This window comes from Acidithiobacillus ferriphilus (assembly GCF_028215975.1).
Taxonomy (GTDB): Bacteria; Pseudomonadota; Gammaproteobacteria; order Acidithiobacillales; family Acidithiobacillaceae; genus Acidithiobacillus; species Acidithiobacillus ferriphilus.
Window position 1 is genome coordinate 615,461 of the sequence record NZ_CP116458.1, and the last position, 11,464, is coordinate 626,924.

Annotated in this window: 11 protein-coding genes; 9 read left to right on the forward strand and 2 right to left on the reverse strand. The window is 59.5% G+C overall.

All coding sequences use genetic code 11. The features are described 5' to 3' along the window. The first annotated feature begins 385 nt into the window (after positions 1–385). Both PJU76_RS03025 and PJU76_RS03030 read left to right on the forward strand, forming a co-directional pair. A complete protein-coding gene (locus PJU76_RS03025; protein ID WP_271780428.1) occupies positions 386–1,054 on the forward strand; it encodes a DHH family phosphoesterase in 669 nt (222 codons plus the stop codon). Further along, complete coding sequence (locus PJU76_RS03030; protein WP_271780429.1) at positions 1,051–1,794, forward strand: DHHA1 domain-containing protein; 744 nt, start codon at positions 1,051–1,053, stop codon at positions 1,792–1,794. The genes PJU76_RS03025 and PJU76_RS03030 overlap by 4 nt, the downstream gene beginning before the upstream one ends. A gap of 213 nt (positions 1,795–2,007) precedes the next feature. On the opposite strand, the gene PJU76_RS03035 is transcribed toward PJU76_RS03030, so the two are convergent. Next, a complete protein-coding gene (locus tag PJU76_RS03035; RefSeq protein ID WP_271780430.1) occupies positions 2,008–2,481 on the reverse strand; it encodes a V4R domain-containing protein in 474 nt (157 codons plus the stop codon). Between the two features lie 560 nt (positions 2,482–3,041). On the opposite strand from PJU76_RS03035, the gene prfB reads away from it, so the two are divergent. From prfB to PJU76_RS03055, 4 genes are all read left to right on the forward strand, one after another. Then, positions 3,042–4,140 (forward strand): peptide chain release factor 2 gene (prfB, locus tag PJU76_RS03040; RefSeq protein WP_271780431.1). Its coding sequence is split into 2 segments (ribosomal slippage): positions 3,042–3,116 and positions 3,118–4,140, totalling 1,098 coding nucleotides; the frame shifts between segments, so codons are not numbered across the junction. Positions 4,141–4,176: 36 nt separating this feature from the next. Further along, positions 4,177–5,667, forward strand: coding sequence for a lysine--tRNA ligase (gene lysS / locus PJU76_RS03045; protein ID WP_334212475.1), 1,491 nt, complete (start codon positions 4,177–4,179; stop codon positions 5,665–5,667). Then, positions 5,664–6,908 (forward strand): lipoprotein-releasing ABC transporter permease subunit, encoded by a 1,245-nt coding sequence (locus PJU76_RS03050; RefSeq protein WP_271780432.1) that lies wholly within the window; start codon positions 5,664–5,666, stop codon positions 6,906–6,908. The genes lysS and PJU76_RS03050 overlap by 4 nt, the downstream gene beginning before the upstream one ends. Next, positions 6,901–7,596: an ABC transporter ATP-binding protein gene (locus PJU76_RS03055; RefSeq protein WP_271780433.1), complete on the forward strand. Its 696-nt coding sequence runs from the start codon at positions 6,901–6,903 to the stop codon at positions 7,594–7,596. Before PJU76_RS03050 ends, PJU76_RS03055 begins: the two co-directional genes overlap by 8 nt. On the opposite strand, the gene PJU76_RS03060 is transcribed toward PJU76_RS03055, so the two are convergent. Further along, positions 7,593–8,153: a DUF2062 domain-containing protein gene (locus PJU76_RS03060; protein WP_271780434.1), complete on the reverse strand. Its 561-nt coding sequence runs from the start codon at positions 8,151–8,153 to the stop codon at positions 7,593–7,595. The genes PJU76_RS03055 and PJU76_RS03060 overlap by 4 nt on opposite strands. Here PJU76_RS03060 and PJU76_RS03065 point away from each other — a divergent pair. The 3 genes from PJU76_RS03065 to PJU76_RS03075 all read left to right on the forward strand — a co-directional run bounded on the left by PJU76_RS03065 (position 8,153) and on the right by PJU76_RS03075 (position 11,463). After that, positions 8,153–10,348: a ComEC/Rec2 family competence protein gene (locus tag PJU76_RS03065; RefSeq protein WP_271780435.1), complete on the forward strand. Its 2,196-nt coding sequence runs from the start codon at positions 8,153–8,155 to the stop codon at positions 10,346–10,348. The two genes, PJU76_RS03060 and PJU76_RS03065, sit on opposite strands and share 1 nt — an antisense overlap. 93 nt (positions 10,349–10,441) lie before the next feature. After that, positions 10,442–11,062, forward strand: coding sequence for a MotA/TolQ/ExbB proton channel family protein (locus PJU76_RS03070; RefSeq protein ID WP_271780436.1), 621 nt, complete (start codon positions 10,442–10,444; stop codon positions 11,060–11,062). Beyond that, a complete protein-coding gene (locus PJU76_RS03075) occupies positions 11,059–11,463 on the forward strand; it encodes an ExbD/TolR family protein (RefSeq protein ID WP_271780437.1) in 405 nt (134 codons plus the stop codon). The genes PJU76_RS03070 and PJU76_RS03075 overlap by 4 nt, the downstream gene beginning before the upstream one ends. The last annotated feature ends 1 nt before the right edge of the window (position 11,464 follow it).

Consider the following 11,464-nt stretch of genomic DNA (forward strand, 5'->3'; position numbering starts at 1 on the left):
ATTATATATCTACTGATGTTGGTTCTCTTTGTGAAGCTTATTGTTGGCGGAGTAGTTGTCACCGTCCTTAAAAAGGATAAAGAATGACTATTTCTATAATAACTAAAGGCCTAAATACGGATTGTTGCACCTTCATGCTGGGAGTCGTGCAGACTATAGAAATGGGTGCCTCTTCCTACGGTAGGACGGACACAGCGGGGAGTGCTCCTAGACCAGACGATGAATGCTTGTGCTTTATGGGGGCTTGATTCGCTTACTTCGTATTGGTGTTCATAAACACGTATTATAACTTTTATTTACATATCATGATGATTATATTGTTATAAATAAAATATTGTGAACAAAATAAATACATATTGACGCGGATGGCGCCTCGGCCCATGCGGTGCTGAAGTTTGCGTTCCGGGATTATTTCGGCGTGTCGGAAGCGCGGATTCACAGCTATATCGGCCATCGTCTGCGGGACGGTTACGGCGTCACCGAAACCCTGACCGACCGCATTATTGCCGAGGCCCCCCGCCCCGCCTTGATTATTACCGCGGATCAGGGGAGCACGGATAATGAACGGATCGCCAGGCTGCGGGATCATGGTTTTATCGTCGTCATCACGGATCATCACGGCGTGCCCGCATCCGGGCCGCCCCCTGCGGCCATGGCTTGTGTAAACCCGGTGCGCGAGGATTCGGCATTTCCCGATCCTTACATCGCTGGCGTGCAGGTGGCGTGGTTGCTGTGCTGTGCGGTTCGCCAGCGGCTGATTCGGGACGGCGACCTTCCCGCCAGTGCGCCAAAACTCGGCGGTCTTTTGGACCTGGTTGCCCTGGGAACCATGGCCGATTGCGTCAATCTGGCGCGGTCCACCAATAACAAGGCGATTATCGCCCGCGGCCTGGCGATCATGAACTCGCCGGCGGCGCGGCCCGCCTGGCAGGCATTGTACGTAGCCAGCCATTGCAAAGGGCCCATTACCGCGGCCATCCTGGCCTTTCATTTCGCGTCATCAATGCCTGCGGGCGCCTGGATTCGGCACTGGGCAGTGTTGATTTGCTTATGAGTGATAACGCTCCAGCCGCGGAAGAACTGGCGCAGCATTTCGTGGAGCACAACACCGAACGTAAGGCGGTCCAGTCGAACATGCTGCAAAGAAGCACAAAACAGGCGGCACAGCAGGTTCGGGATGGCGCGGCGGCCATTACGATATTCGACCCGGAAGGCCACGCGGGTGTCTACGGCATTTGTGCGGCGCGACTGGCGGAGTCTTTCGGTAGACCGGTCGCTTATTTCTCGCCGAAAGCCGAGGGCGAACATATCACCGCCTCTCTGAGAACCGTGCACGGCTTTCATGTGCGGGATGCCTTGGCGGAGATAGCCGACCGTTATCCCGATGATTTTACCGCCTGGGGTGGCCATGCGGGCGCTGGCGGGGTGACCTTGAAGCAGGATGGTCTGCAGCGCTTTGCAGAGGCGTGGGCAAGTATAGCGGCACGCGCGCTGGATGATCGTTGTCTCGGTCCGGAGGTGGTCACCGACGGCGAACTTGCGGTGCCGTCCAGTTTCGCCCTTGTGGAAGAACTGGCGGCCCTGGAACCCTTTGGTCGTCAATGGGAGCACCCCGTTTTCAGAAGCCACGGTCATATTGAACAGATCCGCCCGGTGGGAGACGGCAGCCATCTGAAATTGATCGTGAAAATGGACTCGACGGATTACGACGCCATCTGGTTCGGTGCCGTGGAAAATGGCATCTGCCCGGTGGGAGTGGGCAGACGGTACTCATGGCTTACGAGTTGGATGTGAATACGTTCCGGGATGCAATCACCTTGCAGTTGCGTATTCGGCATGCTGCGTTGGTCGGCGAGGGTGCTTGACGGAAGGTGTTCCGATCCCCTCACTAATGCGCTTTTGCGAATGAGCAACGGTAACAGTTATCATGGCTTCTTAGGCGGCATCCGCAACAAAGACCCGGCAAGCATCAATTTAGACCTCATGTATCATTCTATTGCGTTACCATTACCTCTGTATTACATCAAAGCCACATGATTCATGTCCAAGTCCACCTATGCAAGTAACCTCGCGGACGTTAACCTTGTTTTTAAATATGCCCTCTGCTACGCCGGCAATCAAACCGCCCTCGAAAGAACACAGGGTGCGCCCGACAGGTTCCATTCCAGAGCAGGTAACGCACTCGTAAACATCAATATGCAGTTGCCCTTTATCATTTTCCCCAGTTTTTACAACTCCTATTTTAAGTTGTTCGCATAACTCTACAAATTGGCTTAGATCTTTTAATCCAAGGCTATACCCAAGGTGTCTTCCTGATAGGTATGCTTGTGCCGTAGAGCTAACACCAAACATATCCTCTAGAAGGATAAGGCGCACCAGCCTGAATAGTGCGATTGGTGCCTCATTACCTAAAGTCGGACGCACTACTTTTGTAGCGTTTGCGAAGTCTATTTTTTCAAAAATGTTGGTTTCTATAGCCATAGGTCACCTTAATTGTGGGAATTTTTATTACAAATATTGATCATATGCCGCATGCCCCCGATTGGGAGTGAATCGAGGTGCATAAGCGTCGCGGGCAACGAGTTATCCATTTTAATGAGCGGATCGTTTTGTTGGGGTGGTTAAGGCGCGCTCGGACCTCCTGGGGGTAGGCCATCGGGTGGGCCTGGTAAATTGCCGTAGCCACTGTTGTACCGAAATACCCAAGGCAAGCACAGCGATTTTCCAGTTGAAATAGGTATGGCACATTCCCCTGCAGTGTTCATGCGTTTAGTCTAGCCCAACGACAACCCCAAAGCACTGTCATCCGCACCGTTCATGCACTCACTGCGGAGAGCGGGTGGTGTATACTCGCCCCGTGGAAACGAAATCGCCTTGCAGGGTCCCAGGGATGGAATGGACGTTTTTGATGCCCTTCCAACCCTGTCGAAACACTGCTGGAGATCGGCGCCGAAACTGCGCATAATTACGGCCTTTGCGTGCGGGGCAACGAGGTGCGCGCTGGTATGATCCTGACGCAGCCTGATGGAAAAGGAAGAATCATGAGAGAAGTGAATGAGATGCGTGCGCTGCGCGACGATCTCCAGGTCCGTGTCGCGGGCCTGAGGGGGTATCTTTGACCTCGAAGAAAAGCGCGGTCGCTTAGAGGAAGTTCAACGGGAGCTGGAAGACCCGATCATCTGGAACAACGCCGAAAAGGCCCAGGAGCTGGGTCGCGAACGGTCTGCCCTGGAAGCCATCATCACGCCCATGGACAAGCTCACCGCGAGCCTCGCCGATGGCGGCGAGATGCTTGAATTGGCCCTGAGCGAGCAGGACGAAGAACTCCTCGCCGCTGTCGATGCGGATCTCGCCACCGCTCTGGCCATGGTCGAGAAGCTGGAATTCCAGCGCATGTTCTCCGGCGCGCAGGATGCGGCAAACTGCTTTGTGGATATTCAGGCGGGCGCGGGCGGCACCGAGGCGCAGGATTGGGCGGAAATGATTCTGCGCATGTACCTGCACTGGGCCGAGTCCCATGGCTTTGCGGCGGAGCTGGTGGAGGTCTCCGAGGGCGAAGTGGCGGGCATCAAGTCGGCCAGCATCCATGTGCGCGGTGACCATGCCTTCGGCTGGTTGCGGACCGAAACCGGCGTCCATCGCCTGGTGCGCAAATCGCCTTTCGATTCCGGCAATCGCCGTCATACCAGCTTCGCCAGCGTCTTTATTTATCCCGAGATTGACGATAGTTTCGAGGTGGATATCAATCCGGCGGACCTCAAGGTGGATACCTACCGGGCCAGCGGGGCGGGCGGTCAGCACGTCAACAAGACCGACTCGGCCATTCGTATCACCCACGTGCCTTCCGGCATCGTCGTGGCCTGCCAGACCGACCGCTCGCAGCACAAGAACCGGGCCGAGGCCATGCGCATGTTGCGCTCCAAACTCTATGAGTTGGAGATGCAGAAACGTGCCGTCGAAAAGCAGGCGCTGGAAGACAGCAAAAGCGATATCGGCTGGGGTCATCAGATCCGTTCCTATGTGCTGGATCAGTCGCGGATCAAAGACCTGCGCACCGGGATCGAAGTGGGCGACACCCAGAAGGTGCTCGATGGGGCGCTGGATATGTTCATTGAAGCGGCGTTGAAGGCCGGATTGTAAGCGGTAGTCACTCAGTATTTTGCAGGAAGGGGATGGATGGTGGATCAGGAACTCAATGACCAGATGCAGGTGCGGCGCGACAAGCTGGGGCACTGGCGCAGCGAAGGCCATGCCTATCCCAACGGCTTCCGTCGCGACGCCTTGGCGGGCGATCTGCAACAGCGTTATGGCGATATGGACGCCACGGCCCTGGAGCAGGAACCCATCGAGGCACGGCTCGGCGGGCGGCTGATGAGCCGCCGGGTCATGGGTAAAGCCAGTTTCGCCGACATTCAGGATCAGTCCGGGCGTATTCAACTCTTTGTCAGCCGCGATAACCTGGGCGAAGAAGTCTACGCGCGCTTCAAGGGCCTGGATTTCGGCGACATCATCGGTGTGGATGGCATCTTGTTCCGCACCAAGACCGGTGAGCTTTCGGTCAAAGTGCATAGCCTCCAACTGTTGAGCAAGGCCCTGCGCCCGCTGCCGGAAAAATGGCACGGACTCGCCGACTCGGAAACCCGTTTCCGCCAGCGCTATGTCGATCTGATCGTCACTGAAGCCACCCGCCGCACCTTCCAGATTCGCGCCGAAACGGTGGCGGCCCTGCGCGATGGTCTGCGCCAGCGCGGCTTTTATGAGGCGGAGACGCCCATGATGCAACCCGTCCCCGGCGGGGCCACGGCACGGCCCTTCGTCACCCACCACCATGCCCTCGACATGACCCTTTACCTGCGTATCGCTCCGGAGCTCTACCTCAAACGGCTGGTGGTGGGCGGCATTGAGCAGGTCTTTGAGATCAACCGCAACTTCCGCAATGAAGGCATCTCCACCCGCCATAACCCCGAGTTCACCATGCTCGAATGGTACGAGGCCTATGCCGACCATGTGCGCGCGATGGATCTCACCGAGACCCTGATCCGCGCCGCGGCACAGGCGGCCCTGGGCACGACGGCGATAAGCTATCAAGGACTGGAGATTGACCTCGGCAAACCCTTCCATCGATTGACGGTGACGGAGTCAGTGCGTGCCCATAACCCCGATCTGGCGGATGCCGACCTGCGGGACCCCGCAGTGCTGGCGGCTAAGCTCGCGCAGTTGCACCTGCCCTGTCAGCCCGCCTGGGGCTGGGGCAAGCGTCTCATCGAAATCTTCGAGAAGACGGTGGAAGGCCATCTTCAACAGCCGACCTTCATCACCGAGTATCCCCTGGAAGTCAGTCCGCTGGCGCGCCGTAATGATCTCGACCCCGAGGTCACGGATCGTTTCGAGCTGATGATCGCCGGCCGCGAGTTGGCCAACGGCTTCTCCGAGTTGAATGATCCCGAAGACCAGGCCGCCCGCTTCCGGGCGCAGGTGGAGGCGAAGGAAGCCGGGGACGATGAGGCGATGTGCTTCGACGCCGACTATATCCGCGCCCTGGAATACGGCATGCCGCCGACGGCGGGGGTGGGGCTGGGCATCGACCGTCTGGTCATGCTGCTGGCCGATCAGCCCAGCATTCGCGAGGTGATTCTCTTTCCCCATCTGCGGCCGGAACAGCCATGAGGTTTTACGAGCTCTGGATCGGGCTGCGTTACACCCGCGCCAAGCGCCGCAATCACTTCATCTCCTTCATCACCGGCACGGCGATCATGGGCATGGTCATCGGCGTGGCGGCCCTGATCGCTGTCATGGCGGTGATGAACGGCTTTGACCATACCTTGCGTGCACGGATTCTGGCGGTGACTTCGGATGTGATCATTCAGGGCAACGGCGTGCCGGTGCTGGACTGGCCGACGGCGGTAAAGCGTCTTTCGACGATTCCTGATGTGACGGGTATGGCGCCCTACGTGCAGGCGCAGGCCATGCTCTCCCACGACGGACTGGTCAGCGGTGCGGTCATCGAGGGTATTGATCCGTCTTTGGAAAGCCGCGTCAACAAGCTGGCCAGCGACATGAAAATGGGTGACTTGCAATCCCTGCGGACCCATCCCTGGGGTATCGTCCTCGGGCGTGCGTTGGCGCGGCAACTGGGGGTGACAGTGGGGGACAAAATTACCCTGATCTCTCCCCAGGGTGGGGTCACCCCGCTGGGGGTAACCCCCGCCTTGCGCCAGTTCACGGTGGTCGGACTCTTTTCCGTCGGTATTTACGCTTATGACAGCGGCATGGCCTATATCAGCCTGGGCGACGCGCAGCGGCTCTACGGATTGAATCAGGGCGTGACTGGCTTACGCATGCAGATCAAAGACCCTTTTGCCGCCCCGGCCTTCGCAGCCCGTCTGCAACAACAGCTCGGCGCCGCCTTTTATATCCAGGACTGGACCCAGACCCATGAGAACTTCTTCAAGGCACTGAGCATGGAGAAACTGGTGATGTTTGTGATCCTGTCGCTCATCATCGCCGTCGCCGCCTTCAACATCGTGGCGACACTGGTGATGGTGGTCACCGATAAGGAGACGGATATCGCCATTCTCCGCACCATCGGCGCAACGCCGCATAGCATCATGCTTATTTTTATGGTGCAGGGTGGAATCATCGGACTCTTTGGCACGCTCCTCGGTGTCTTTTTCGGGGTATTGCTGGCGTTGAATATTCCGACCCTGGTACCAGCCATCGAGCAGTTGTTTCACGTCCAATTCATTTCGCCGGAGGTTTATTCCATCAGCCAGTTACCCTCCAAGCTGGAGCCCTGGGATGTGATCCATGTGGCTATTGCCGCGCTCATCATGAGCTGGATAGCGACGTTGTATCCCTCCTGGCGTGCCTCGCGCATCGCCCCTGCCGAGGCCCTGCGTTATGAGTGAGCAGATCATTCTTTCCGTCGAGCACCTGCGCCAGAGCTTCGCCATTGGCCGCGAACATCTGGAAGTCATTCGCGACATAAATCTGGAAGTTCGTCACGGCGAGCGGGTAGCCATTGTGGGGGCCTCCGGGCAGGGCAAGAGCACGTTGATGCACCTCATGGGCGGTCTGGAACGCCCGTCGGGGGGGGAGGTGCGGATTCTCGGGCAGGAGGTCTACAAACTTGGCGAGTCGGCGCGCAGCCGCTTACGTAACCAGAGTGTCGGTTTCGTCTATCAGTTGCATCGTTTGCTGCCCGAGTTCACCGCGCTGGAGAATGTGCTGCTACCGCTGTTGATACGCCGGGTGTCGCGCCACTCTGTCGAGCCCTGGGGTAAGGAAATTCTGACCCGCGTCGGCTTGGGCGAGCGCCTGGACCACAAGCCCGGCATGCTCTCCGGTGGCGAACGGCAACGGGTTGCCCTGGCGCGTGCCCTGGTTACCCGTCCGGCGCTGCTCCTCGCCGATGAACCCACCGGCAATCTAGATAGTGAGTCGGCGGAGAGCGTCCACCAACTGATGCTCGACCTTAATCAGGAAATGGGCACGGCACTGGTTATTGTCACCCATGAGCCAGCGCTGGCGGCGCACATGGGGCGCGTGCTCCGGCTGCAAGATGGCGTCTTACTGCCCCTGAAAGCCCTGCATTAAAACCGACCGCGGTGCAGGCGACGACGGCGCAGTCGCCACAGTATCCAGAGCCGCCAGCCACCGAGCACGCCAAAATACAGTGTCAGGGCGAGTCCCCCGCCGAGGATGACGCTGCCCAGCCAAGTGAGCAGATAGGCGTGCCAGAGGCGGTCTCCCATGATCATCATGCTGATCTGACCATGGAACATCGCGTGGATATCCGCATAATGGATGGTGATAGCCGGGGCCAGCCCCAACTGGTTGAGCAGCCAGAACCCCAGTTCATAGGATGCGAAGAAAAAGGGCACGATGGTGAAGGGGCCGGTCACTATGAAGGGCATGACGACGCCGATGGGAATATAGGCGCGACGCCAGAGGCTGATGAGCAAGATGCTCAGAACATGGCCAAAAAAAGGCAGGCTGCCAACAAAGGTGCCGATGGCCACGGCGCGCGCGACGTTGTGACGATGGGGATGCCACAGTACCGGGCGGGCTAGAAAATGCGTAAAGCGTCCCAATGGACGTTTGCTAAGGATGTCCTCGCGGGTGGGAAGGCGACAGAATGCAGGTAGGCGCAATGCGATATTTCCTAGGTCATAAGGGGGCTAGTGTAGCCAAGCTGCCGCCCTGGGCCAAATCCTGGCCGTCACTACCGTTTTTGGCCATCGCAGCGGGGCTGGGGCTGGGATTTTTTCACAGCTTCCGGCAATTGCCCGCTTTGTGGATTCCACTTTCCGTGATGCTTTTCGGACTGCTCCTAGCTTGGAAATGGCGGCCTGCGCTGCTGCTGATGGCCGTGGCGGGGGCCTTTGCCTGGGGCATCTGGCAGGCCGATCTGCGTCTCGCTGTGCACTGGCCGGTGGATCAGGACTTCAGTGTCCGGGGCCGCATTGTCTCCATACCCCAGTTGGGAGGTCGGGAATATCGCTTTCTTTTGACGCCGGAGCACTGGTCGGCGGATGCCTCGGCGAGTGGTCGGCCCGCCAGCCTGCTCATTCACGGCAATTTTCCGGAGGTGCCGGTAGTGGGGCAGCGCTGGCAGTTGCGGTTGCGCAGCGAATCTCTGGCGAGTTTACCCGGCAGCCCCTTTGCCGATCTCGCCCGCCAGCGTTTCTGGGCCGGGGAGGGCGGGGTGGCGCGGCTGCAGGGTGGTCGGTTGTTACCGGTTTCCCGCTGGAATCTGCAAGACCATATCGCGGCGGCCCGTGAAGTAGTGCTCCATGCCAGCAATATGGCGCTGGACCATGAGGCGGCGGGCTTCGTACAGGCGCTGAGTATCGGTGTCGGTAACCAGCTCCCGCCCGAGATTTGGCAAGTGTACCGGGATACGGGTACCGCCCACTTGCTGGTGATCTCCGGCTCCCACGTGGCCGTGGTCGCCGGACTGGCCCTGTGGCTCAGTCAGTGGCTGTGGCGGCGTATCCCCTGGCTGGTCGCCCGCTGGCCGGCGCAGACGGCGGGTATCCTCTGCAGTATCCCGGCGGCCTGGGCCTATGCCAGTTTTGCCGGTATGCAGATCCCCGGCGAACGCGCCGCCTGGATGATCAGCGCAGCGGCCCTCGCCCATCTGCTGGGACGCCCCAACAATGCCTGGCAGGGACTGTCCCTGGCTGCCTTGCTGATTGTGCTGAGAAATCCCGGCGCGCTGGTGGATGTGGGCTTTTGGTTGTCTCTGGGCGCGGTGGCGGCGCTGGTGGCCATTGGCTACGGCGAAGCCGGCTGGCGCGCGCTGTTGCGCAGTCAATGGGCAGTCTCCATCGCCTTGATGCCCCTGCTGGCGGGACTCTTCGGACAGGTATCCCTGATTTCCCCCGTTGCGAATGTGTTGGTGATTCCGCTGGTGGAATTGCTGGCCGTGCCGCTGGCCTTGCTGGGCGCCCTGTTCGCGCTGCTGGATCTGGAACTTCTCAGTCGCCTGTTTTTTCATCTGGTGGCTCTGGAAATGGACGCAGTGACGGCGCTCCTCCGTGTTTTGCTGCACATTCCTTTTGCCCGGATCAGCACGGGTACTGGTCGCACCTGGGCCTTGCTGGCGGCGGTGCTGGGATTCAGCATCTTTTTCCTGCCGGTGGGCTGGCCAGGGCGCCGACTGGCTTTGCTGGGCATGGTGCCGCTCCTGATCCCCGCCGGCGACACCACCGATCTGGAATTGCGTGCTCTGGATGCGGGATCGGGCATGCTGTTGTTCTGGCAGAAAGGGGCACAGAGCGGTATTTTCTCGGCAAATCTCTGGAAGGCGGCCAGTCGCCGCAGCGGCGGCCTCGCGCTTACGGCGGCGCTGCGCCAGCAGGGCGTGACGCGGGTGGATGCGTGGTTGCGCAGCGACATTTCCGCACCCCAGCCGCAGCCTGCTGCGGCTCGTCAGTGGTGGCCTGCCGGAGCCCGCGACTATCCCGGCGGACCGCCAGCACCGGCTTTCTGTCGGGCCGACGGCGTGGCACCGACAGGAATGCATTTTCTGACCCTGAGTGCACCTGTCCAGCCCTGCATGGTGACTTGGGGCGCCGGACCCGATGTGCTTATTCTGGGGGACGCCGACGCCGCGACGGTCAAGCGGCTTGCGGCGGAGCACGGTGCCACGCTGCATCGTGTGCAGGCCATCTTCGCCCCCGCCAGTCTGGGCAACACGGAAAGAGCGGCGTTATCGGCTGCGGCAGCGCAGGCGCGGGTCTTTTACCTGGGCGAGGGCAAGTCGGGCACATGGACCTGGCAGGGCGGGCGCTTACATCGTGCCCTGCCACCAGCGCCCGCCTACTGGCAACCCGGCGCCTGAACACGGACGTCTGCACGGGGCCGGTCGCTGCCGTTTCCTGGGCGATATGCTATATTCCGGCTTCGTCACAATCGAACGGGTTCTGGAGGCGATGTGCAAGAGTTGCTGGGGTTATTTAAAATGGGCGGATTTGTTCTGCCGATTCTCATATTGGCGGCAATTGTGGCTTTGGCCATCGCGGGTAATCGTCTCTGGGTCTTGCGGCGGGGGCGTGTCGCGCCGCGTGATCTCGCGGCCCGGATAGCCGAGCTGGTAGGGGTGGGTAAGGTACAACAGGCGGTCAAGTTACTCTATGAAAACGACACGCCCTTGGCCAGGATGATGTTGGCGGCTCTGCAGGATGCGGGACAGCCGCGCGACGTGATCAAAGAGTCGGTGGAAGAGACCGGTCGTCATGAGGTGGCGCATCTCGACCGCTACCTCAACTTTCTCGGCAGTATCGCCGGGGTGGCGCCCCTGTTGGGGCTGCTCGGAACCGTGTTCGGTATCATGCACGCTTTTGCGGCTATCGGCATGGTGGGCACGGGTGATCCCAAGGCGCTGGCGGGCGGCATCGCCGAGGCGCTTATCACCACCGCCAGCGGCCTTATCGTTGCCATCCCCAGCCTGATGTTCTATCGCTATTTCAAAGGGCAGGTCGATACGCTGGTGTTGTCCCTCGAAAAAGAGGCCCTGAAACTGGTGAATCTCATAGCCAGCGGGGCTGAAAAATGAATCTGCGCCCGCGGGTGAGTGAAGAGCCGGAGATCAATGTGATCTCCATGGTCGATATCGTGCTGGTGCTGCTGTTATTTTTCATGGTCACCAGCAGCTTTGTGCACCAGTCCCATCTCTCCATGCAATTGCCTAAAGCCCAGCAGGCCGCCGCCGGTGAGCCGAAATCGCCCATCACCATCGATCTCAGCGCGAGCGGCCAGGTGCGCATGAATAAGCAGGTTATGTCTATGGCCGATCTGGCCGGACAACTCAAAGCGCTGGCGGCCAAAGATCCCGAACGGGTGATTGTCCTGCGCGCGGACAAGAATACGACGCAGCAGTACGTCATCGATGTATTAGACGCGGCGCAGGAAGCTGGCCTGACCCGGATCAGTTTCGCAACCCTGAGCAATCACTGAC